This window comes from Flavobacterium terrisoli (genome assembly GCF_030167905.1).
GTDB classification, from domain to species: domain Bacteria; phylum Bacteroidota; class Bacteroidia; order Flavobacteriales; family Flavobacteriaceae; genus Flavobacterium; species Flavobacterium terrisoli.
In genome coordinates this window covers 51029-75662 of the sequence record NZ_JARGNA010000006.1, presented here as the reverse complement: position 1 = coordinate 75662, position 24634 = coordinate 51029, and the positions used below count along the sequence as shown (strand labels likewise).

General features: G+C 39.4%; 21 protein-coding genes and 1 tRNA gene. 15 read left to right on the top strand and 7 right to left on the bottom strand.

Annotated elements, in window-relative coordinates; genetic code table 11:
• Positions 1-85: 85 nt before the first annotated feature.
• Both P1K33_RS09385 and P1K33_RS09380 read left to right on the top strand, forming a co-directional pair.
• A complete protein-coding gene (locus tag P1K33_RS09385) occupies positions 86-1462 on the top strand; it encodes a saccharopine dehydrogenase family protein (RefSeq protein WP_284652696.1) in 1377 nt (458 codons plus the stop codon).
• Between the two features lie 102 nt (positions 1463-1564).
• Entirely contained in the window at positions 1565-2035 is a 471-nt protein-coding gene (locus P1K33_RS09380; RefSeq protein ID WP_284652695.1) for an Lrp/AsnC family transcriptional regulator, read from the top strand.
• Positions 2036-2202: 167 nt separating this feature from the next.
• Here P1K33_RS09380 and P1K33_RS09375 read toward each other — a convergent pair whose 3' ends face one another.
• Positions 2203-3093 carry an NAD(P)H-binding protein gene (locus tag P1K33_RS09375; RefSeq protein WP_284652693.1) on the bottom strand — a complete coding sequence of 297 codons (891 nt, stop codon included), beginning with the start codon at positions 3091-3093 and terminating at the stop codon, positions 2203-2205.
• 82 nt (positions 3094-3175) lie between these two features.
• Here P1K33_RS09375 and P1K33_RS09370 point away from each other — a divergent pair, with 82 nt between their 5' ends.
• Entirely contained in the window at positions 3176-3526 is a 351-nt protein-coding gene (locus P1K33_RS09370) for a winged helix-turn-helix transcriptional regulator (protein ID WP_284652692.1), read from the top strand.
• Positions 3527-3563: 37 nt separating this feature from the next.
• Here the strand turns inward: P1K33_RS09370 and P1K33_RS09365 are convergent, their stop codons facing one another.
• The 3 genes from P1K33_RS09365 to leuS all read right to left on the bottom strand — a co-directional run bounded on the left by P1K33_RS09365 (position 3564) and on the right by leuS (position 7468).
• Positions 3564-4259 (bottom strand): zinc metallopeptidase, encoded by a 696-nt coding sequence (locus tag P1K33_RS09365; RefSeq protein WP_284652691.1) that lies wholly within the window; start codon positions 4257-4259, stop codon positions 3564-3566.
• A 71-nt stretch (positions 4260-4330) separates the two neighbouring features.
• Complete coding sequence (locus P1K33_RS09360; RefSeq protein ID WP_284652690.1) at positions 4331-4516, bottom strand: hypothetical protein; 186 nt, start codon at positions 4514-4516, stop codon at positions 4331-4333.
• Positions 4517-4627: 111 nt separating this feature from the next.
• Entirely contained in the window at positions 4628-7468 is a 2841-nt protein-coding gene (leuS, locus tag P1K33_RS09355) for a leucine--tRNA ligase (protein ID WP_284652904.1), read from the bottom strand.
• A 218-nt stretch (positions 7469-7686) separates the two neighbouring features.
• On the opposite strand from leuS, the gene P1K33_RS09350 reads away from it, so the two are divergent.
• Genes P1K33_RS09350 through truB form a run of 4 tightly spaced genes read left to right on the top strand, consistent with a single transcriptional unit; the run spans position 7687 to position 10369 of the window.
• On the top strand, positions 7687-8562 hold the full coding sequence (locus tag P1K33_RS09350; protein ID WP_284652689.1) for a cell division protein FtsX: 876 nt from the start codon (positions 7687-7689) through the stop codon (positions 8560-8562).
• A 53-nt stretch (positions 8563-8615) separates the two neighbouring features.
• Positions 8616-8858 (top strand): DUF3098 domain-containing protein, encoded by a 243-nt coding sequence (locus P1K33_RS09345; RefSeq protein WP_284652688.1) that lies wholly within the window; start codon positions 8616-8618, stop codon positions 8856-8858.
• Positions 8858-9667, top strand: a complete 810-nt coding sequence (locus P1K33_RS09340) for an undecaprenyl-diphosphate phosphatase (protein WP_284652687.1) — start codon at positions 8858-8860, stop codon at positions 9665-9667. The genes P1K33_RS09345 and P1K33_RS09340 overlap by 1 nt, the downstream gene beginning before the upstream one ends.
• A 3-nt stretch (positions 9668-9670) precedes the next feature.
• Positions 9671-10369, top strand: coding sequence for a tRNA pseudouridine(55) synthase TruB (truB, locus tag P1K33_RS09335; protein ID WP_284652686.1), 699 nt, complete (start codon positions 9671-9673; stop codon positions 10367-10369).
• Here the strand turns inward: truB and P1K33_RS09330 are convergent.
• A complete protein-coding gene (locus tag P1K33_RS09330) occupies positions 10329-10958 on the bottom strand; it encodes a thioredoxin family protein (RefSeq protein ID WP_284652685.1) in 630 nt (209 codons plus the stop codon). The genes truB and P1K33_RS09330 overlap by 41 nt on opposite strands.
• A gap of 224 nt (positions 10959-11182) precedes the next feature.
• Between P1K33_RS09330 and pyrH the strand changes: the two genes are divergently transcribed.
• The 3 genes from pyrH (at position 11183) to P1K33_RS09315 (ending at position 15108) form a co-directional block, all read left to right on the top strand.
• Positions 11183-11890 (top strand): UMP kinase, encoded by a 708-nt coding sequence (pyrH, locus tag P1K33_RS09325; protein WP_284652684.1) that lies wholly within the window; start codon positions 11183-11185, stop codon positions 11888-11890.
• An 82-nt stretch (positions 11891-11972) separates the two neighbouring features.
• Complete coding sequence (gene frr / locus P1K33_RS09320) at positions 11973-12536, top strand: ribosome recycling factor (RefSeq protein WP_284652903.1); 564 nt, start codon at positions 11973-11975, stop codon at positions 12534-12536.
• Positions 12537-12621: 85 nt separating this feature from the next.
• Positions 12622-15108, top strand: a complete 2487-nt coding sequence (locus P1K33_RS09315) for a DUF5686 family protein (RefSeq protein WP_284652683.1) — start codon at positions 12622-12624, stop codon at positions 15106-15108.
• Position 15109: 1 nt separating this feature from the next.
• Here the strand turns inward: P1K33_RS09315 and P1K33_RS09310 are convergent, their stop codons facing one another.
• The gene (locus tag P1K33_RS09310) at positions 15110-17380 is read right to left on the bottom strand and encodes a cation:proton antiporter (RefSeq protein WP_284652682.1); all 2271 of its coding nucleotides are present in this window, start codon (positions 17378-17380) and stop codon (positions 15110-15112) included.
• Between the two features lie 184 nt (positions 17381-17564).
• Here P1K33_RS09310 and P1K33_RS09305 point away from each other — a divergent pair, with 184 nt between their 5' ends.
• From P1K33_RS09305 to P1K33_RS09290, 4 genes are all read left to right on the top strand, one after another.
• Positions 17565-19985, top strand: a complete 2421-nt coding sequence (locus P1K33_RS09305; RefSeq protein WP_284652681.1) for an efflux RND transporter permease subunit — start codon at positions 17565-17567, stop codon at positions 19983-19985.
• 63 nt (positions 19986-20048) lie between these two features.
• Positions 20049-21494, top strand: a complete 1446-nt coding sequence (gene asnS / locus P1K33_RS09300; RefSeq protein WP_284652680.1) for an asparagine--tRNA ligase — start codon at positions 20049-20051, stop codon at positions 21492-21494.
• A gap of 73 nt (positions 21495-21567) precedes the next feature.
• Positions 21568-23034 carry an RNA polymerase factor sigma-54 gene (gene rpoN, locus P1K33_RS09295; protein WP_284652679.1) on the top strand — a complete coding sequence of 489 codons (1467 nt, stop codon included), beginning with the start codon at positions 21568-21570 and terminating at the stop codon, positions 23032-23034.
• Positions 23035-23046: 12 nt separating this feature from the next.
• Positions 23047-23652 carry a hypothetical protein gene (locus P1K33_RS09290; protein ID WP_284652678.1) on the top strand — a complete coding sequence of 202 codons (606 nt, stop codon included), beginning with the start codon at positions 23047-23049 and terminating at the stop codon, positions 23650-23652.
• Here P1K33_RS09290 and P1K33_RS09285 read toward each other — a convergent pair.
• Positions 23647-24423, bottom strand: a complete 777-nt coding sequence (locus P1K33_RS09285) for a porin family protein (RefSeq protein WP_284652677.1) — start codon at positions 24421-24423, stop codon at positions 23647-23649. The genes P1K33_RS09290 and P1K33_RS09285 overlap by 6 nt on opposite strands.
• A 66-nt stretch (positions 24424-24489) precedes the next feature.
• On the opposite strand from P1K33_RS09285, the gene P1K33_RS09280 reads away from it, so the two are divergent.
• Positions 24490-24576, top strand: a tRNA-Ser gene (locus P1K33_RS09280).
• The last annotated feature ends 58 nt before the right edge of the window (positions 24577-24634 follow it).

Below are 24634 nucleotides of genomic sequence, written 5' to 3'. Positions count from 1 at the left end.
TTTATTTCAAATTCATACCTTTGCAGGTAACAAACAAACGCATGAAACCGCAGGTTCATGAACACCAAAAAAACAATTTTTAATCGTGAGTAGAAATATATTAATCATAGGAGCAGGTCGCTCTGCATCATCACTAATAAAATACCTTTTAAGAAAATCCCCTCAGGAAAACTTAAATGTGACCCTTGCTGATTTATCCATAGAATTGGCCAGAAGAAAAACATACAATCACCCTAATGCAACCCCGATTGCTTTAGACATTAATAATGTTGAACAGCGTCAGGCCGAAATTCAAAAAGCCGATATCGTCATTTCAATGTTACCGGCACACATGCACATTGAAGTAGCAAAAGACTGTATAACCTACAAGAAAAATATGGTTACCGCTTCCTATATTTCGGAGGAAATGCAAAGTTTGGACGAAGCTGTAAAAGCCAACGGACTAATTTTCATGAATGAAGTAGGACTCGATCCCGGCATTGACCATATGAGTGCCATGAAAGTGATTGACGAAATTCACGCCAAAGGCGGGACGATGATTTTATTTGAATCCTTTTGCGGCGGTTTGATTGCCCCTGAATCGGATGACAATCTTTGGAATTACAAATTCACCTGGGCGCCCCGAAATGTGGTTTTAGCCGGTCAGGGCGGCGCAGCCAAATTTATTCAGGAAGGCAAATACAAATACATCCCGTACCACAAATTATTCCGCAGAACAGAATTCTTTCATGTGGAAGGTTACGGAAAATTTGAAGGCTATGCCAATCGCGATTCTTTAAAATACAGAAGCATTTATGGCCTGGATGACATCCTGACTTTATACCGCGGAACCATTCGTAGGGTTGGTTTTTCAAAAGCCTGGAACATGTTTGTCCAATTGGGCATGACCGATGATTCTTATGTAATGGAGAATTCAGAAACGATGAGTTATCGTGATTTTATCAATTCTTTTTTACCATTTCACGCTTCAGATTCGGTAGAATTGAAAACCCGAATGGCATTAGGCATCGAACAGGATGACATCATGTGGGACAAATTAATGGAACTCGATATCTTTAATGCAAAGAAAATCGTTGGACTCAAAAATGCAACTCCGGCACAAATTTTAGAGCGTATCTTAAACGACAAATGGACCTTACAACCGGAAGACAAAGATATGATTGTGATGTACCACAAATTTGGCTACGAACACAACGGCGAGCGCAAACAAATAGATTCCAAAATGGTTTGCATTGGCGATGACCAAATCTATACCGCTATGGCCAAAACCGTAGGATTACCGGTTGCTATGGCGACTTTACATATCCTGAACGGTGACATCAAAACACCTGGTGTACAATTGCCAATCAAAAAAGAAGTATACGAACCTATTTTGAAAGAACTAGCCTTACACGGCATTGTTTTTAACGAAACCGAAATGCCTTATGTAGGTTACAATCCTGATAAATTGGTTGGAAATTAAACCCTGACTGACAACTATAGTAAAACCGAAATCTTAACCGATTTCGGTTTTTTATTTTAATATGTAAAGTAAATTGCTATTTTTACTTTAAATATATTGAATATGAAGATAAATCAACTACAAATAGAAATTGACGGCATCGACAAGGAAATCCTCCGCGACCTGATGGAAGATGCCCGAAAACCGATTCTGCAAATCGCCAACAAGATTGGCATTTCCGGTGCGGCAATTCACCAAAGATTGCGCAAACTCGAAGATGCCGGTGTGATTTCGGGTTCGAAATTTATTATTGACAACAAGGTTTTGGGTTATAAAACGATGGCATTTATCGGGATTTATCTGGACAAGGCTTCGAGCAATTCGGATGCTGTGCGGGAACTCAAAAAAATACCCGAAGTTTTGGAATGTCATTATACCACCGGAAATTGGTCCATATTAATCAAAATCATTTGCCGTGACAACGAGCATTTGATGCAACTGTTGAACAAAAAAGTCCAGCCGATTGATGGTGTTTCGAGAACAGAAACGTTTATTTCTCTCGAACAACAAATTGAAAGACAGATCCAATTGTAGTAATTTGGCGATTCGGTGATTTGAAAAATGGTTTACTCTTTAGCCCCGATGGAAGCAGAAATCCTTTTGCTTACGCTGAGCTTGCGAAGCGACAGCAAAAGATTGACGCGGACAGCGGGAACTAGCTTTAAATAAAAAATCCGCTACTCTCATAGCGGATTCTGTGTTTAGTTATTAAAGCCTGTTGCAAATTCTTTGGCAAAATCTTCCAGTTTTACTTTTCCTTGTGGTTGCTCCTTTCTGTTGAAATAATCTTCCTGAATCAATCCTTCCCGAATCGATTTACCCATTTGCACATAGCTTTTGGCAAAAACTTCCGGAAGACCGGCTTGTGTCATGCCTTGGAATGTATCTTCATCTGAAAAATGGATCCAAGGCAATTCAGGTTTCCCAATGGCTTCGCCCATTACTTTTACAATATCTGAAAACGAACGAACATCACTCGATACATACTCAATATTTTGTCCTTTAAAATCTAGCGCCAGCAACTGTTTTGCAGCAGCATCGGCTATATCGCTTGGATGTGTTAAGACTAATTGTTGGTTGGCACTGCCCAAATTCGAGCCCAAAATCCCGGCCTGTTTGATCATATCGGTCATCGTGTAGAAATTGGTGTAGAAATAAGAAGGTCGCAATTTTACCACATTGATTCCAGCAATGGTATCGAGTCTTTTTTCCAGATAAGCCAAGCCGTCAATCGGCCCTGCGCCTTCGCCCAAATGAGCACCAATGCTGCTCAGTTGCACAATGTTTTTGACATCACTTTGTTGAATAGCAGCTATAAAATTTTCAGCCACTTCTTTTTGATAGCCCAGCCAATCGCTAACACTAAAGGTTGGCGGAATCATCAGGTAAACTGCATCAGCGCCTGAAAAAGCATTGGTTAAAAATGTTTTATCCAATACACTTCCGATAGCCGCTTTTGCTCCTAGTTTTTCGATTTCTCCTTTTCGTGATTCATTACTGCTAATGATGGTCACGTCATGTCCGGCTCCAATTAATGTTGAAGCCAATGGTTTTGTAATATTTCCTGTAGAACCTGTTAAAACGTATTTCATGATTTTTATTTTTAAAATTATTGTACAAAGTTAATTTTATACTTACTTTTGTACAAGTACCTACCTAAAAGTATGTTATAAAATGATTAAAGAAACTTCAACTAATAATGAAAACCGCAAAACCATCAGCGCTGTTTGTCCGGTTAGTTTTGCCCTGGATAAAGTCGGCGGCCGTTGGAAACCGCTTATCCTTTGGAACCTTAAAGACGGAAGATTGCGTTATAGCGAACTTAAAAAAGCCATTCCGCCAATTACCGAAAAAATGCTGATTCAGCATCTGAAACAGCTCGAATCGGACAGCTTAGTGCTGCGAACCGTTGTTGAAGTTATGCCGCCACACGTTGAATACAGTCTTACCCATTCGGGTGCCGAATTACTTCCTGCTCTCACTGCCTTAGCGGATTGGGGTGTTCGCAACAGCAGCAAACCATAAAACAAAACCCGCTACTCTCGTAACGGGTTTATTATTTTTAATCTCTTCTTCCAAAAACTTGTACTGCCCAATATAGCAGCGAGGCCAGAGCTCCAATCGCGGCTACGACATAAGTTCTCGCAGCCCATTTCAAAGCGTCTTCGGCGCCTGCATATTCCTGTTGGCTCAACATATTTTTATTTTTCAACCAAGCCAAAGCACGGTTACTGGCATCATATTCTACCGGAAGTGTAATAAAGGCAAAGGCTGTTGCAATTGCCATCAATACCAAACCGATAACGGCGATGTAAAACCCAAAACCTAAACCGGCGGCTAGTGATAACATCAAACCGCCAATAATCAGGAACTGTGACAAAGTGGAAGAAACGTTTACAATCGGTACCAACTGGGAACGCAACTGTAGCATATTATAAGCCGTTGCGTGTTGAACGGCATGACCGCATTCGTGAGCGGCAACTGCAGCCGCAGCGGCATTTCTTTGGTTATAAACCCCTTCGCTCAGGTTCACTGTTTTATTCGTAGGATTGTAGTGGTCTGTTAATTCTCCTACGGCCGACTTAACTTCTACATCATAAATCCCATGATCGTGCAACATTTGCGTAGCAATTTCGGCTCCGCTCATGCCATTGCGCAAATGGATGTGTGAGTATTCTGCGAATTTGCTCTTTAGTTTCGAGCTTACGGCAAAACTGACTAAGGCAATCAAGCCGATTAAAATATAATATCCTAACATGATTTGTAATTTTTAGTTTCTAAAAGTTCATCAAATTACACGCCAAAGGATTGATAATGACAGCTTGTCACTTATCGGCAAATAGTGATAAAGGCAATTAATTCTGCTCCTTCGTAATAGGTGAAGGAAACGCTGACAATTTCGTAACCGGCATTGGCTTTTTCGTTGAGAAAATGTTCGACTTTTTCAGTCTTTCTTTCTTTCATACTGGCAAAGCCTGCTTTTTCAACAACAGTGTGGATTTCGTGTTTTTTCATATTCTTAGTTTTTCTGAATTAGTCGGAAGATATGATTTTCGGTTACAAAAAAAATCCCAAATTCATTTGCTGAATTTGGGATTGTTATTATTTGCATCGTCAGTTCGAGTGTTATCCTACCAAGTTAATCACTCTGCCCGGAACGATAATCACTTTATTGGGTGTTTTGCCATCCAATTGTTTGATGGTGCGCTCATCTGCCATGACAATTTCTTCAATTTCCTTAGCCGATAAATCCAAAGGCAGTTTGATGGTAAAACGCATTTTTCCGTTGAAAGAAACCGGATATTCTTTTTCAGATTCTACTAAGTATTTTTCGTTTACAATTGGGAATGCAACGGTTGAAATGGAACCTTCGTGTCCTAATTGCGACCAAAGTTCCTCAGCAATATGCGGCGCATAAGGCGAAATTACAATCGCCAATGGCTCTAAAATCGCTCTGTGGTGGCATTTCATTTGCGCCAATTCGTTCACACAAATCATAAACTGCGATACCGAAGTATTGAACGAAAAGTTCTCGATATCTTCCGTTACTTTTTTGATGGTTTTGTGTAACGATTTGTACATTTCCGGTGTTGGTTCGTCATTGGTCACAATCAAACCGTTGTCGTCAAAATACAAACGCCATAGTTTTTTTAAGAAACCTGAAACGCCTGTGATTCCTGCGGTGTTCCAAGGTTTGGCTTGTTCTAATGGCCCAAGGAACATTTCGTATAAACGCAAAGTATCCGCACCATAATCGTTGCAAATGTCATCGGGGTTCACGACGTTATACCAACGTTTTGACATTTTTTCAACTTCACGCCCAACAATATATTTACCGTTTTCTAAAATGAACTCGGCATCTTTAAATTCTGGAATCCAATTCCTTAATTTGTCCAAATCAATTTCATCTGAAGCATTAACAATATTTACATCAACTCTTAATTCTTCAGTTTCATAATCTTTTCTGAGATTTTTCGAAACATATTTATTTGTTCCGGAAACTCTATAGACTATGGCACTCATCCCCAAAATCATTCCCTGATTGATCAACTTTTTGAATGGTTCTTCCGTTGGTGCGTAACCTCTATCTTTTAGGAATTTGTTCCAAAAACGGGAGTACAACAAATGGCCGGTCGCGTGCTCGCTTCCGCCTATGTATAAATCTACGCTTTCCCAGTATTTTAAGGCATCTTGACTAGCAAACTCAGCGTCATTGTGCGCATCCATATAACGCATCCAATACCACGAACTTCCTGCCCAACCCGGCATGGTGTTGAGTTCCAAAGGAAACACATTCACGTTATCAATTAACTGCGTTCTGACTACTGCGTTCTGCGTTCTGTCCCAAGCCCAATCCGTGGCATTACCTAATGGTGGTTGGCCGTCTTCGGTGGGTAAATATTTTTCAACTTCAGGTAACACTATTGGTAAATGCTCATCGGCTATCATTTGTGGCAAGCCGTTTACATAATACACCGGGAACGGTTCGCCCCAATATCTTTGTCGGGAGAAAACCGCATCGCGCAAACGGTAATTGGTTTTGCCTTTCCCTTGATGAATCTTTTCTAATTCCTCTATAATTTTTTTAGTTCCGTCTTTGTAACCCAAACCGTTTAGGAAATCGGAATTCACCAATTGAAAATTATCTTTTGAAGCAAATGCCTCTTGTGAAATATCCTGGTTGAAAATGTTTTTGATTTCGGGCATCCCATTTTGACCTTTGAAATGATTGGCAAACGCATAATCTCTTTCATCGCCACAAGGAACCGCCATAACGGCTCCGGTTCCGTAACCTGCCAATACATAATCACCAATCCAAACCGGAATTGGTTCTTTGGTAAACGGATGTTCGGCAAATGCTCCTGTAAAAACACCTGAAATGGTTTTGACATCGGCCATTCTTTCTCTTTCTGAACGCTTGGCGGTCGCTTCAACATAAGCTTCCACGGCTGCTTTTTGTTCGGCAGTGGTGATTTGCGAAACCAATTCGTGTTCTGGTGCCAACGTCATAAACGTCACTCCGAATATTGTGTCAGGACGTGTTGTAAAGACGTCAATTTTATGAGAAGTTCCCTCGACTGCGCTCGGGATAACATTAAACGTAACAGACGCTCCAACCGATTTTCCAATCCAGTTTCGTTGTGATTCTTTTATAGATTCACTCCAGTCAATCGTGTCTAAACCTTGTAATAATCTTTCGGCATAAGCTGAAATTCGCATTGACCATTGGGTCATTTTTTTGCGGATGACCGGATGACCACCGCGTTCGGAAACACCGTTTACGATTTCGTCATTGGCCAATACCGTTCCGAGTGCCGGACACCAGTTGACTTCGGTTTCGGCCAAATAGGTCAATCGGTATTTTAAAAGGATTTGTTGTTGCTGTTCTTCTGAATAGGAATTCCAATCGGAAGGGAAAAAGATTTCGGTATCATCATCGCAAACCGCTTTAATGGTGGCGTTTCCGGCCATTTGAAAAATCTTAACCAACTCTGAAATGTCTTCTGCACGATCAGTTTCTAAATTGTACCAGGAGTTGAACAACTGGATAAAAATCCACTGCGTGTGTTTGTAATAATCGGCGTTGGACGTGCGTACTTCTCTGCTCCAATCGAAGGAGAAACCGATTTTGTCCAATTGCTCGCGGTAACGCACAATGTTTTCTCTAGTAGTTTTCTCCGGATGTTGCCCGGTTTGGATGGCGTATTGTTCCGCCGGAAGACCAAAAGAATCATAGCCTTGCGGATGCAACACATTGAAACCTTTATGGCGTTTGAAACGCGCCACGATATCGGAAGCGATGTAACCCAGCGGGTGCCCAACGTGCAATCCTGCTCCGGACGGATAAGGAAACATGTCGAGTACGTAATACTTGGGCTTATCTGAATTATTGGTTGCGGCGAAAGTTTGGTTTTGTGCCCAATACTGTTGCCATTTGGCTTCGATTTTTTCGTGGAAATACTTCATTATTTGTGTCGTCAATTGCGTTTGTTTTTAGCCCCGATTGTAGCGGTTACCATGTAACCCGAAAAGCGGGAAAACGGCTGGCTGAAACTGCCCGAACCATTCGCTCCTAAAAAATTTTAGCTGCAAATTTACATTTAATATAATAAAGTTAAAACTTTGTACGTTATAAAGGAGAAAAACAATTTTCTTTATTATTTTTACCGCTTAAATCACTGTTTATGTCAGACTCATTTGAAAAGTTTCAGAAGCGCAGAGTTATTACCTCCTATTTTTCGGTAGTGTTGAGTATCTTTTTGGTGTTGTTTTTATTGGGAACTTTGGGACTTTTTGTCATCAATTCCAAGCGTTTATCAGACAATTTCAAGGAAGAAATTGCGATGACGGTTTTCTTCAAGAACGAAGCAACCGATTCAGTGACTACAGCCTTTGCGGAAGAATTGAAAACGGCCAAATTTGCCAAATCTTTTGATTATGTTTCCAAAGAAAAAGCCGCTGAGCAGCACAAAAAAGTGATTGGTGAGGATTTTATGCAGTTTTTAGGTGTGAATCCGTTGCAGAATTCGTTTGACATTTACCTGAAAGCAGAGTTTGTCAACAATGTGGAAATTGCCAAAATCGAAAGCCGTTTGCGTAAAAACGAAATGGTTGCCGATATCGTTTATGACAAACAGTTGGTAACGATGGTGAACGACAACATCAACAACATTAGTATGTGGATTTTGATTGTCAGCGGTGTTTTTGCATTTGTTTCAGTATTGTTAATCAACAGTTCGCTGCGCTTATCAATTTATGCCAACCGATTTATCATCAAAACCATGCAAATGGTTGGTGCGACCAAATCATTTATCCGTAAACCTTTTATCAAAACCAGTGTAATCCTTGGGTTTGTTGGTGCGGTATTGGCTATTTTGGCGTTGATTGGCCTGTTGATTTACATCCAGACGAGTTTCCCGAATTTGGGCATTATGGAAGACCAATTGGCGATTAGCGCCGTACTTTTAGGTGTTCTGGTTTTGGGTATTGTGATTACTTTTATCAGCACTTATTTTGCTACCCAACGCTTTTTGAATCTGAGAACAGACGATTTATACTAGTGTTCAGTGCTCAGAAGGCAGTGTTCAGTTAAAAAATAAAAATATTCAGCTAAATGAAAAACAACGAGCAAAAACCCGATTTTCTTTTTGACAAGGCAAACTACAAAATATTATTAATCGGTATTGCCGTGATTGTCGTTGGCTTTATCCTGATGAGTGGCGGCGGAAGCGACGACCCGAAAGTCTTTAACGAAGATGTCTTTAGTTTCAGAAGAATCCGTTTGGCACCAACCGTGGTTTTGATTGGTTTCGGAATTACGATTTTCTCTATTTTCAAAAAGTCAAAATCTGAGTAATGGATTATATTCAGGCTGTCCTTATTGCGATTGTTGAAGGCTTAACCGAATACTTACCGGTTTCTTCAACGGCTCACATGATTTTTACCAGTTCCTATTTTGGCATCCAGGAAGATGATTTTGTAAAATTGTTTCAGGTTTCGATACAGTTTGGCGCTATCCTGGCCGTTGTGGTTTTGTACTGGAAAAAGTTTTTTGATTTCCGCAGGATAAACTTTTATATCAAATTGGCCTGCGCTGTCATTCCGGCTTTGGTTCTGGGTAAATTATTCGATGATAAAATTGATGCTGTACTTGGAAATCCGATTCCAATCGCGATTGTACTGATTGTTGGTGGAGTCGTTTTATTGTTTATTGACGGACGTTTTCATACTCCGACAGTCGCCAACGAAGAAGACATAACCATCAAAAAAGCAGTAACCATAGGATTTTGGCAATGTTTGGCCATGATGCCGGGCACAAGCCGTTCTGCCGCTTCGATTATTGGCGGGATGCAACAGGGATTGACCCGTGAAACGGCTGCGGAATTCTCGTTCTTTTTGGCGGTTCCAACAATGCTGGCGGTTACGACCTATTCGTTGTTTTTAAAAACATACGAAGTATCACAGTTGAAAGGATATGAATTATTGACACAATCGTCTGATAACCTAAAAATGTTTCTGATTGGCAATATCGTTGCCTTTATTGTGGCGGTGATTGCTATTAAATTCTTTATCGGAATCATCAAGAAATACGGTTTCAAACCTTGGGGTTATTACCGAATTATAGCGGGTGTTATCTTACTGGCTTATTTCTCTCTAAACAAATAAACATTGAAAACCGCTGAAGATTTTTTAGAAGGTCAAATCCTTTTGATTGACAAACCTCTGACTTGGTCTTCGTTTCAGGCGGTGAATAAATTGAAGTATGTTTTAAAACGCCAATTCAATCTTCCAAAGAAATTCAAAATCGGTCACGCCGGAACTTTAGATCCGTTGGCCTCTGGTTTGCTAATTGTCTGTACCGGAAAGTTTACCAAAAAAATTAATGAGATTCAGGGTCAGGCCAAAGAATACACCGGAACCATTACCGTTGGTGCCACAACACCTTCGTATGATATGGAAACCGAAGTGGATGCCACTTTCCCGACCGAACATATAACCCCCGAATTAATTCAGGAAACTACCCTAAAATTCATTGGTGAAATCGACCAAAAACCACCGGTTTTTTCGGCCATTAAAAAAGATGGTGTTCGATTATACGAACATGCACGTGTTGGAACTGAAGTAGAAATTCAAGCGCGAAAAACAACCATACACGAATTTGAAATCACGCGTATCGCTTTACCCGAAATTGACTTTAGAGTCGTTTGCAGCAAAGGAACTTATATCCGTTCGCTGGCTTTTGACTTTGGAAAAGCGTTGAATTCAGGCGGTTATTTATCGGTTTTACGCCGGACAAAAATTGGCGATTATTCCGTTGAGAACGGTGTTACTCCTGCGGAATTTGAACAGCAGTTAACTCAAGATTAGTCATAATTTCCATAATTTCTTTTTGAATCGATAATCCTTTGTCGTGCAAATACCACATATGCAAAGCGACTTTTCCTTTATCATCTACTACACCATGTTCGGCTTTATAATCTAAAATCAATTGCTTGGCTTCTTGTGGTCTTGGGCCAAATTCACCCAAAACTTCCAGCGTTTCTTTTGCCAAAACAATCATTTTAGGAATCGATCGCGTTCCGTTGGTTAAGAACAATTGCATGAGGTCTTCATTTTCATCTCTGAATACCAATTTCAATTCAATTTTTGGTGAAAGCTCAGCCAATTTATAAATCACCGGAACAATTTGTGCCGAGTCACCACACCAGCCTTCAGAAATCACCAACCAAATGTATTCGCGTTGTAATTCAATTAACTGTTTGGTGAATTCATCGGAAACTTTTATGGTCTTTTCCAAACGATTCATACGCGCTTCATTCAATTCGGTATAATGCGTCAACGCTTCCGATTGCTCATTTCCTGTTGCTTTTCCTTCTTTGAAAAGTGACGTTACTTTCTCTCTGTATTCGGTATAAGAATGACTTTTAGTCAAGCTGTTTTGGATGATAGATTCCATAAAATTTGAATTTGATGGTGCAAAGCTACAAAACCATTGAGGATAAAAAAGTGATAAATGTTACTTAACATTATTTTTAACGATTACCATAAAAAAAGAGAATATGTTTATATTTGCAACACTAAAAACAGAATCTTAAAAAAAGAGATTCTGAAATAAATTTAGAATAAATGACTTGAGCGAAAGCGACAGCATTACACAACTAAAAACAATAACAACGAGCAATGAAATACAAAAGGATTCTTCTAAAACTGAGTGGTGAAGCACTTATGGGCGAAAGACAATATGGAATCGACCCGAAAATATTGGCCGAATATGCCGATCAAATCAAAGAGATTCACGACAAAGGAGTTGAAATCGCCATAGTTATCGGAGGTGGAAATATCTTTAGAGGAGTTGCCGGAGCCAGCAATGGCATGGACAGGGTTCAGGGAGATTACATGGGAATGTTGGCCACCGTGATTAACGGAATGGCTTTACAAGGTGCGCTGGAAGACAAAGGCATGCTAACCCGTTTGCAAACGGCCTTAAAAATTGAAGCGATTGCCGAACCTTATATCAAAAGAAGAGCCGTGCGTCACTTGGAAAAGGGAAGAATCGTAATCTTCGGAGCCGGAACAGGAAATCCGTACTTTACTACTGATACTGCAGCCGTTTTACGCGGCGTTGAAGTTCATGCTGATGTCATTTTAAAAGGAACACGCGTAGATGGAATTTATGATTCTGATCCGGAGAAAAATAGCAATGCGGTGAAATTTGAAAGCATCACTTTTGATGATGTGATCAAAAAAGGATTGAATATCATGGACTCAACAGCGTTTACTTTAAGTCAGGAAAATGCTTTACCGATTGTGGTATTTGATATGAATAAAAAAGGAAATCTATTAAAAATTTGCGAAGGCGAAAACATAGGAACTGTAGTTAAAATATAAACTGCAGAAAGCAGAAGGCAGAAAGCAGGATACACAACTGTGATATCTGCGTTCTGAAAACTGCGTTCTGAAATCTTAAAAAATAATGGAAGAAATTGAATTTATTTTAGACAGCACAAAAGAATCAATGAATGGTTCAATTGCGCATTTAGAAAAAGAATTTTTAAACATCCGTGCAGGAAAAGCTTCTCCTCAAATGTTGGGTGGCGTTTTTGTAGATTATTATGGCTCACAAACACCATTATCCCAAGTAGCTAATATCAATGTGCCTGACGCCAGAACCATTACGGTTACACCTTGGGAAAAAAGCATGTTGCACCCAATTGAAAAAGCGATTATGTTGGCCAACTTAGGGTTTAACCCAATGAACAACGGAGACAACATTATTATCAATGTCCCGGCTTTGACCGAAGAAAGAAGACGCGACTTGGTAAAACAAGCCAAATCGGAAGCGGAAGATGCAAAAATCGGGATTAGAAATGCGCGTAAAGACGCCAATACCGAAATCAAAAAATTAGAAAAAGACGGCACTTCGGAAGACATCTGTAAAACGGCCGAAGACGATGTTCAAAAACTAACCGATGCTTTTATCAAAAAAATAGACGAACATTTGATGCACAAAGAAGCCGAAATCATGAAAGTGTAACTTTTGTTAATTCAATATTAAAATCCGCTCTGTGCGGATTTTTTTATTCCTATTTTTGTAAACGATACGTGCCAATCACTTTCTAATGAAACAACTATTTTATTTGTTTTTCTTTTTTTCACTGTCGCTTCAGGCACAATTTCAAATCAATGGAATTGTCAAAGACGCTGAAACCAAAAAAGGATTGCCTTTTGCCACGATCACTACTGAAAGAGGAACAGCCACAATTTCTGATGTGGACGGAAAGTTTAATCTGCTGCTGAATTCCCAACCCGAAACGCTCACCGTTTCCTATGTGGGTTATACTTCACAAACCATTTCCCTTTTTGAGAAAAAAGCTTTTTTTACGCTCTTTCTTGAACCCAAAGTTGATGAGTTAAAAGAAGTGGTACTCTCTAATGAAAATCCGGCACTGGCTATCATCGCCAAAGTCATCAAACAAAAAGACAGCAATAATCCGCAGAAAAGACTCAAAACCTTTCAATACAAAACCTACAACAAATTATTGGTGACTGCCAATCCGGATTCAATTTCGGGAAAGATTGATACTGTTTTTGTCAATGAGGTCACGAAAGGCAAAATTGCCAAAATCGATTCCTCCGATTATAAATTCAAAAAGATTATAGACAAACAACACTTATTCCTCACTGAGAAAGTATCGCTGTTTGAATTTGAAAAACCTACGCTCAAAGAAACCATCATCGGCACCAGAATGGCCGGATTTAAAGACCCAATTTATGAATTGCTTGGTTTTGGATTGCAATCGGCATCCGTCTATGATGATAAATATGAGCTTTTTGAAACCAAATACAAAAGCCCGATTTCAGATAATCCCTTTAAGGAATACCGCTATAAAATTTTAGATACCACTACGATTAGCAATCGCGAAATCATTGTGATTTATTTTAAAAACAAAATCAGTTCCAAAGGGTTGGAAGGTTTGTTGTATGTTGACAAAGAGAATTTTGCCATAACCAAAGCCGTGATGCGCATCCGGGGAGTTTTGAACATTACCGGCGTGCATGAATTCAATTATCTCAATGATGAAAACCTTTGGTTTCCCATCCGAAAAAACTTCAAAATTGTCAAAGGAAAAAGCAAGGAACCTACATCCATTTTAAATGGCAGAATTCAATTTACCGCAGAAAATGACGAAGAAACTTCCAAAAGAAGTGCTTCTGATTTTATCTATCTTTCTTCAGAAATGTTGGTGTATGATTTAAAAATCAATCCTGATTTAAATATCAAAAAATCAGCCATTGCCATTGATGTAAGACCGAATGCCAACAAACGTGAAGAATCTTTTTGGACCGAAAACCGAAAGGACAGCCTGGACATTCGCAGTCAAAGGACTTATGTGGTTTTGGACAGTGTGGTGGCCAAAGAAAATATCGAGACGAAAATCAAGTTTGGCCGCAAAGCCATCAACGGTTATTTGCCTTTTGGCCCAATTGATTTTGACCTGCGTTATCTGCTGAGTTATAATAATTATGAAGGTTTTCGCTTTGGAATCGGCGGCATTACCAATGAGCGGTTTTCCAAAAAATTTCGCATCGATGGCTATACCGCTTATGGTTTGAAAGACACGGATACCAAGTACAACCTTGGTGCCGCTTTCCGTATTGGGAATTTCTCCAATTCCTGGATTGGCGGTTCGTTTACCGATGATGTACGGGAGATTGCGAGTACCAGTTTTGTCATCGACAAACGCGTTTTCAAGCTGTATGATCCGCGGCCAATTAACATCAGTACCTTTTACAACCACAGAACCTGGCGTGCTTTTATAGAAACCAAAATCATACCGAAGACCGAAAGTATTTGGCAAATCACCCACAGCGATATCACGCCTTTATTTGATTATACATTCACCCATGATGGCACAGTATATCGCAAATTTGTGATGACCATGGGAATGTTTTCCATTCAATGGAATCCGTTTAGTGATTATATGCAAACGCCAAATGGTAAAATTGAGTTCGAAAAAAGATATCCGAAGTTCACCTTTCAGTTCACTAAATCCTTGTCGAATTTCTTTAACAATGACTTTGACTTCGGTAAAATTGACGCCCGAATTGACTATGAAAAGAAATACTTAGACGGCCAAAAATCGGCAGTACTGATTCAGGGCGGTTATGTTTTTGGAGCGCTTCCACTGACCCATTTGTACAATACTTCTCCCAATAATTTAACCAAAGACAAACTTTTACAAAGGCTTACCATTGCGGGGAAAAACAGTTTTGAGACGATGTATTTCAATGAGTTTTTCTCAAGCGAATTTGTGATGTTGCAACTCAAACATGGTTTCAAGCGAGTAGAATTGTTCAAGGATGTAAAACCTTCTTTTGTTTTGGTGACGCGAATGGCCTGGGGAGATCTTAAACATCCTGAGCGACATACCGGTATCGAATACAAAACCTTAAACGAAGGGTATTTCGAATCGGGAGTTGAACTGAATCAGATTTACAAAGGTTTCGGGCTGACCACATTTTACCGTTATGGCCCAAATCAATTGGAAGATTTTGAAGACAACATCGCCATCAAATTGAGCTTTGTGTTGGATTTAGGCTTCTAGATTACGGCTTAATAATCAGCACCGAAGGAATATCCTGTAACCAGGAAACTTCATCATCTACCAACTTTTTCCAGGTTTCCAAACTGAAAATCAATAAATCCTGATCGGATAAAAATGGCTTAGTGATTTGATTCGGCTGGAAAACCTCAAACTTATCAGCGTGTTTTTGTTCCAAAGCGGCTAAAGAATTCTGGATAAGGAAATTGTTTTTGGTATGATCATTATTATCTAAAATGGTCACTTTCGCATTGTTATTCTGCATTAATTTTTGGGCGTAATCCACTAAGAAAACATCACCAACGCTATACATTCCGACAAAGACTTTGCTTACCTGTTGTAAATCCTTATCGATTAAAATCCCAAGCGGTGTTTTGGTTTTAGAAATAATCAGTCGGGTTCTTTCGTCAAAAGGTGAGTTTTCAAACAAACCTTCTTTCCCTTTGAATTTGTCCAATAACCTGTCCGGATTGATGATTCGGGAAGTGAAACCTAATACCTTACCTAAAATGGTTCCTTCAAATATCGATTTTCCTAAACCTACCAAAACCAAATCATATTTTCCTTCAAAAGCCACATCCGCAATATCGGTTTCAATATCTCCGGTAGCTTTGAAAATCTTAGTAATTTCCTGATTCAGCTTTTTGGATTCTTTTACTATCGGTTCAAAGGTTTCTTTTTCGTATTCTTCAATATTAAAAGCATGCATCTCGTCACTCATTGTCAAATGCATTGCGGTAACGTTTGAGGCTTCCGGTTGTCCTTTGACCAAACTATTCGCCAAGCGCAAAAGTGATTTTCCTTTTTCATTATTCCCAAAAGAAATCAAGATTTTGAACTTCGAATTTTTCTTTACTTCGGATGGAATGATGATGTCTTTTGTTTTAAAAATATAATTGATGATATCCAATGCCGGACCGGTCATAAACGTAGTCACCAAGGCCATAATCACCATCATCGTAAATACTTTTGGCGACAGCACACCCAATTCGTATCCGATATTCAACACGACCAATTCCATCAATCCGCGGGTATTCATCAATGCTCCGATAGTCAAACTGTCTCGCCAAGTCTGACCCACAAATCTAGCGGCCAATGCACTTCCTAAAAACTTCCCTACTACGGCAACAGCAATAATACAACCGGTAACTTTCCACAAATAAGGCTCATTGATTAAGCCAATTTCAGTACGCAAACCGGTGAAAACAAAGAACAATGGTAAAAGCAAAATGACTGCAAGATCTTCTACTTTTTCAATAAAAACATTTCTGAATTTGGAAATATCCGGCATAATCGCACCCATCATAAAAGCGCCAAATAAAGCATGAATCCCTATAATTTCGGTAATATAAGCCGAAACAATCAAGGTTAGTAGAAAAATAGCGACTACTGATTTTTTGATATTATCTTTTTTGGCATACAAATCTCCGACGCGTTTTAAGAACGGTTTGACCACAAAAAGCATGGCCAAAACATAGAGAACCGCCAATCCGATTACGTAAAGAGAACTCACAAAACTTCCTGCTTTTACAATGGCAATAACAACTGCCAAAATACACCAGGCGGTGATATCATCGGCTGCGGCACAAGTAATTACAATGGTTCCCAATCGGGTTTTGTGAATGCCTCGTTCCTGCACAATTCTAGCCAAAACCGGAAATGCTGTGATACTCATCGCAATTCCCATAAACAAACTAAAGGCCAAAAATTCCACTCCGGCCGGAGCAAATTGATGGTATATAAAATAAGACAATCCAATCCCTAAAGCAAACGGAATCACAATACTCGCATGGCTGATTACGACGGCGTCATTGGCTTTGTTCTTCAGCACTTTCAAATCCAATTCCATTCCGATGACAAACATAAAGAGAATCAATCCGACCTGACTGAGCATTTGGAGATTTCCAAGTGATTCTACCGGGAACAACGCTTCTTTCATATCGGGAAAATAAAGCCCAAACAATGATGGCCCGAGGACAATACCTGCAATGATTTCACCAATTACAGAAGGTTGGCCAATCTTTCTGAAAATCCAGCCAAAAATACGCGCCACCAAAACAATGGCAATGATTTGAAAAAGCAGTAAGGCTAACGGATGTTTAAGATTGTGAAATAAAGAAGATAAAAACTGAATCCATTCACTGTCGGTCGATGAAGGTGATACAATTTTTCGGCCTACTTCCAACAATTTCCCCTGTTCGATTATCCAGTACATCAGGTAGCCAAAACCGCCTGTTATGACCAAATAGAATAAAGTGTTTTTTAAATTTCTCATTCGGTTAAGTTGTGCTTCTGCTTACAAAGATGCTAAAAAGCAACGTATTTTTTTTGGTTTTTTTCAGCTATTAACAATTATTTAAATTTCATTCGGAAATCGTTGTTAAATTAAGCAAATCTTTGTGTAAATCGGCCTGAAATTTTTAAGGTTTTGATTACCTTTGCAACCCATTTTAGGTTTTATGAAAAAGTTGTTAGGTATTGGTTTTTGGGAATTAATAGCCCGAATTATATTGAGGAACAGAATCACCATTTTAATTGGGATTGTCCTGATTACAATTCTGTTAGGCACTCAATGGAAAAACATCAGGTTTACCCAGACTGAAGCCAACTTAATTCCGGCCGATGACAAGGTCAATGTCGACTATAATAAATTCCTGTCCCATTTTGGCGAAGAAGGCAATCTGATTGTCATTGCGACCAAAGACCAAAAATTATTTACCCCGAAAGTTTACAAAGCCTGGAGCGAATTAATGAATGAAATCAAGTCACACAAACAAGTGAGCTTGGTGGTTTCGATAGATAATTTGCAAAAACTGGTGAAAAATGATTCACTCGAGACTTTCGAACTCAAGCCTTTGGTGGACGAAAGTAAAGTTCAGGATGAAAAATACCTAAAACAAATCCAAACCGAATTATTCACCAAACTGCCTTTTTACGAAGGCTTGTTGTTCAACAAAAAAACCGGCGCGATTCGCTCTGCGATTTATTTGGACAAAAAAATTGTCAATACCAAAGCCAGAAAGGATTATGTCTTAAACGATTTGATTCCGGCGATTGACAAGTTTAAAAAAGCAACAAATATAGACTTACATACTTCGGGCATGCCTTATATCCGAACACTGAATGCCAAAACCATTATTGATGAAATCGGTTTGTTTATCGGTGCCGCTTTATTGATTACCTCACTGATATTCTTCTATTTTTTCCGTTCGTTCCGCGCAACATTGATTTCCCTGATTGTGGTGATCATTGGCGTGATGTGGTCGTTCGGAATTATGGGCGCTTTGGGTTACGAAATCACGGTTTTGACGGCATTGGTACCAACTTTGGTTATCGTAATCGGGATTCCGAATTGTATTTTCTTTATTAACAAATACCATCAGGAATACCACAAACATTCGAACAAAGCCAAAGCACTGCAACGCGTAATCACCAAAACCGGAACAGCGACTTTGATGACCAACATCACGACAGCGGTTGGTTTTGCTACGTTTATTGCGACGAATAACGTTTTGCTAAGAGAATTTGGCGTAGTAACAACGATTAACATTTTAGCCATTTACCTGTTGAGTTTGTTGCTGATTCCTATTTTCTTCAGTTATATCCCATCACCAATCCCGAGACATTTGGGTCATTTGGAACGCGAATCACTGACATCTTTCCTGAGATGGATTGTGCGAACGGTAAAATACAATCGCCTTGGTGTTTATATCACGGCCATTTGCTTGTTGGTTTTCGGAATCATCGGTATTGGCAAGATTAAGGTTTCGGGAAGTATTATCGAAGACATGCCTAAAAACACCGCTTTTTATGATGACATTCGTTTCTTCGAAAAAGAATTTGACGGTGTGATGCCTTTGGAAATCATGATTGATACCAAAAAGAAAAACGGCGTGATGAAATTGACCAATCTGAGAAGAATGGAAGATTTGGAACAAACCATTACCGATATTCCTGAGCTTTCAAAACCGTTATCGATTGTCAATATTGCCAAAAGTTTTAATCAGGCTTACTATAACGGTAATCCCGATTTTTATGCTTTGCCTTCACCCAATGAAGAAGCATTCTTATTGCCTTATATCAAAAACTCACTAAAGAAATCCAAAGACAATCAGCTGAAAAGTTATATTTCTTCGGATGGCCGTTATGCCAGAATCACCACTTTTATCAAAGATGAAAACGGCGAAAGAATGGAAGCCATCGAAGCCCACATTCGCAACAAAGTCAGCAAAATTTTCCCTGAACCGCGATACGAAGTCATCATCACCGGAAAGCCTTCGGTATTCCAAAAAGGAACGAAATATTTGTTGGACAACCTGCTTTCGTCCTTGTTGTTTGCTTTCTTCCTGACCGGCGGATTGGTAGCGATCATGTTCCGTTCGTTCAAAATGGTTTTGGTTTCGATTATCCCGAATTTGTTGCCATTGTTGATGACAGCCGGTTTGATGGGATTCCTTGGCATTCCTTTAAAACCATCAACGCTTTTGGTATTCGGAATTGCTTTCGGAATGTCAGTTGATGACACTTTGAGATTCTTAGCACAATACCGATTAGAATTGTCGCGAAACGAATGGAGAATCAAAAAATCCGTTTATGCCACTTTTGACGATGCCGGAACGAGTATGTTCTATACTTCCATTGTTTTGTTCTTTGGATTCTCGGTATTTATGTTGTCGAGTTTTGGCGGAACTATAGCGCTTGGTGGCTTGGTGGCACTGACCTTGTTCTTCGGGATGTTGTCGAATTTGGTTTTGCTTCCATCATTGGTATTGACGCTGAACAAAACTTTGGCCAACCAACAGGAATTACCGGAACCAACTATTGATATCCTGGAACATACCGATGAAGAGATAGATGAGTTAGAAAAAAACAATAAATAATTTATATTTGCGTTTAGATTATATACAATCTGATATTTAATAGCTAAAATCACAGAATTTAAAATGAAACATTCAAAAGTTAAAGACTTACTAAGCAGCGAGAAAACGAACTATGAAGTAACCGTAAAAGGTTGGGTAAGAACTTTTAGAAACAATCAATTTATCGCGTTGAACGACGGTTCAACTATCAATAACTTACAGTGTGTAGTCGATTTTGAAAACACACCGGAAGACACTTTGAAAAGAATCAACACCGGAACGGCTGTGGCTTTGACAGGAAAACTTGTTGAGAGTCAGGGCGCCGGACAGAAATATGAAATTCAGGTAGCCCAATTGGAAATCCTTGGTGATTGTGATGCGGAGAAATTCCCAATGCAGCCTAAGAAACATTCCTTGGAATTCCTGAGAGAAAATGCGCATTTGAGAGTTAGAACCAATGCGTTCGGAGCGATTATGCGTGTGCGTTCAGTATTGGCGCATGCGGTGCATACTTATTTTCAGGACAGAGGTTTTGTTTATGTAAACACGCCGGTAATTACGGGTGCCGATGCCGAAGGCGCAGGTGAAATGTTCCAGGTGACTTCGTTGCCTTTGGACAGTTTGCCAATAACAGAAGACGGACAAATCGATTACAAAAAAGATTTCTTTGGCAAGCAAACCAACTTAACGGTTTCCGGACAATTGGAAGGTGAAACTTTTGCGATGGCTTTGGGTCAGATTTATACTTTCGGACCAACATTCCGTGCGGAAAACTCAAACACTTCACGTCACTTGGCTGAATTCTGGATGATTGAACCTGAAGTAGCGTTCAATGATTTGATTGACAACATGGATTTGGCTGAAGATTTCATCAAATTTGTCATCAACTATGCGGTTGAAAGATGTGGCGATGATTTGAAATTCCTAGAAGGAAGATTGATTGACGAAGAAAAACAAAAACCACAGGCCGAAAGAAGCGAAATGGCTTTGTTAGAAAAATTAAATTTCGTGTTGAACAATGATTTCAAACGTGTTTCCTATACTGAAGCGATTGATATTTTAAGGGATTCTACACCAAATAAAAAGAAGAAATTCCAATATTTAATCGAAGAATGGGGTGCTGATTTACAATCGGAGCACGAACGTTTCTTGGTGGAAAAGCACTTTAAATGTCCGGTAATCTTATTTGATTACCCAGCCAAAATCAAAGCGTTCTACATGCGTTTGAATGACAACACGGAACCTGGAAAAGAAACCGTTCGTGCGATGGACATTTTATTCCCCGGAATTGGTGAAATCGTTGGTGGTTCGCAAAGAGAAGAGCGTTATGATGTCTTGGTAGAAAAAATGAAAGCCATTGGCATTGACGAAGAAGAATTATGGTGGTACTTGGATACACGTCGATTTGGTTCGGCAGTACACTCAGGTTTCGGATTAGGATTTGAAAGACTGGTGCTTTTTGTAACCGGAATGACCAACATCAGAGACGTAATTCCTTTCCCGAGAACACCACAAAATGCAGAGTTTTAAAAAGTTAATTTGTGGATTTGGTAATTTGTCCATTCGAATAACCAAATAACCGAATAACCAAATAACCATAAAAATGTTAAAGCAGTTCCTAAATCTAAAATTATCACAAAAATTATCTCCACAGCAAATCCAGCTGATGAAGTTAATTCAATTGCCTACGCAAGCTTTTGAACAAAGGCTGAAAGAGGAATTGGTCGAAAACCCGGCTTTGGAAAGTGGTAAGGACGAAGAGGAATTGTATGAGAAAGATGAGTTTGACAACAATGATGATTATGATGAATATGAAGACAATGACAGCATTGGAGCAGACGAAATCAACATTGACGAATATTTAAGCGACGACGAAACGCCAGAATATAAATTACAATCCAACAATTACAGCGATGACGACGATGACCGCGAAATGCCGTTTGCGGCACCGGTGAGTTTTCATCAGGATTTGATCAATCAGCTGAATACTTTTATACTAACGGATGAGCAACGCGAAATTGCGGAATTCCTCGTTGGAAGTATTGATGACGATGGTTATCTGCGTAGAAGCATTCCCGATATGGTCGATGACATGGCATTTACCCAAGGGATTTATACCGATGAAAAAGTCGTTGAGAAAATACTTCATATCATACACGAATTGGAACCTTCAGGGGTTGGAGCACGCGACTTACAGGAATGTCTGTTGTTGCAGTTGAAACACAAAACACCCACGGAATATGTTGACTTGGCGATTGATATCCTCGAAAACCAATTTGATGCCTTTACCAAAAAGCACTACGAAAAGTTATTGCAGAAATATGAGATTTCGCAAGAGCGATTGAAAAAAGCGATTGAAGAAATTGAAAAACTAAATCCAAAACCGGGTGGTTCTTTCGACAGCACCAGTCGTGTGGTAGAACAAATCGTTCCCGATTTTGCCATCCGAATTGTTGATGGAGAACTGGAACTGACCTTAAACGGCAGAAATGCACCAACCTTACACGTTTCCAAAGATTATCAGGAAATGTTACAGACCTATAAAGATTCGCGTGACAAATCGCATTCACAAAAAGATGCGGTGCAGTTTATCAAGCAAAAACTGGATTCGGCGAAATGGTTTATCGATGCAATCCGCCAACGCCAGGAAACCCTTTTTGTAACGATGAATGCGATTATGCATTTCCAGCAGGAATACTTTTTGGACGGCGAAGAAACCAAGCTGAAACCGATGATTCTAAAAGACATCGCAGACATGGTTGGGTTGGATATTTCTACGGTTTCGCGTGTGGCCAACAGTAAATATGTCGATACGCCTTATGGTACCAAACTGATTAAGGAATTCTTCTCGGAAGCGATGAAAAACGATCAGGGTGAAGATGTTTCTACGCTCGAAATCAAAAAAATCCTGAAAAACGTTATCGAAGACGAAGACAAATCAAAACCACTTCCGGATGATCAATTGGCCGATATTCTCAAAGAAAAAGGCTATCCGATTGCCCGAAGAACTATTGCAAAATATAGAGAGTTATTGGATATTCCTGTGGCAAGAATGAGGAAGAAGATTTAAAACCAAATCATCTTGAAAAAATTCCTTCCCTTTTTTTCGTACGCCTTCCATCCTATTTTCATTCCGTTATTAGGAACCATGTCTTATGTGTTGCTTGAGGCACGCTATTTTACCTTAGCCCAATATTTGATCCTGTTTGTTCAAATAATCATCATCACTTTTTTGTTGCCGATTGCTTTTTTCTATCTGCTGAGAACTTTTGGAAAAATCGATACCATTATGCTTTCAGAACTTGGACATCGAAAAATCCCTTTGCTGCTGCATATTGCGTTGCTTTCCATTTTAGTCCAAAAAAGCATTACGATTGACCGTTTTCCGCCGTTATATTTTTTCTTTCTCGGCGGAATCATCAGCGCTATTCTCGCCTTTCTATTATTGTATGCCAAAACCAAAGCCAGCATTCACATGATTGGCATCAGTGCTTTGACCGTTTTTATCATTGGCTTAAGCCTGAAAAACCAAGAAAACACCATTAATTTGGTTGCCTTTCTTATTGTTTTAAATGGATTGGTTGCGTCCTCGCGATTAGAGATGAAAGCGCATAACAATAAGGAATTGCTGATTGGATTTCTTTGTGGCGTCTTACCACAAATAGGATTACTCTACGTTTGGCTATAGAATATAAAACATAATGCCAAAGTTGGCCGTATTCATCTCAATAGATTGGTTTTCGATCTTAGCCGAAGATTTAAACAAAGGATTCAAACCATAATACGCATAGATATTCCAGGTATTCCAACCGGTCGCAAGATAAACACCGTAGTGGAAATCATTTAAGTCTTCTAAATTGGTTTGACCGACATTTCCCTGAGAAGATTCTAATTTATATTGGTCATAAAAAAGATAGCTCAGCTTTAGGCCTAAATGAACGCGCCAAAACTTATGGCTGTCCGGTGTTGAATTTCTCCATCTGAATTCGATAGGCAAATCAACATAATGCAAAGACAATTTGTTTTTGGAAAAGGTAATATTATCGGGATCCAAAATGCTGTAAGTCGTCACATTATTGACATCAATAATCCCCATATTCTGATTGTAAATAGATAACGAATAACCCAAACCGGCAGCTATAGCAGTGGTTCTCTTTTTATTCAACGGCATATCACGTAAAAACCCAAAGGCAATTCCGGGAGAAAGCTTGTTCTGTTTCAAATCATCCGGGCGTTTTTGCAGTGTGTTGTAAGTGAAGTTTAAGTAAAATTGGTCTTCACGATAAAGCGAATCGAGAGCATCAAAATCTTTAGCAACATCTTGAGCAAAGCCGCTTAGCGTCATGAAAATAAAAGGAATAATGAGTTTGATTCGCATAATTGATTTGTCCTTAAGCGAAAGTACATCTTTTCGGCTGAAAAAACAAAAGGGATTGGTTGTGGTGATTTTATCTGGCACGTGGGAAAAATAAAATATTGTATTTTTTTTACTGAAAAAAAATGCTGTTCTTTGCACCACAAAATTAGAGAGGTGTCCGAGTGGTTGAAGGAGCAAGCCTGGAAAGTTTGTATATGGGTAACTGTATCGAGGGTTCGAATCCCTTCCTCTCTGCGATGAAAGCCGAAGCAAATGCTTCGGTTTTTTTATTTAAATTCGAAACGTGAATTTT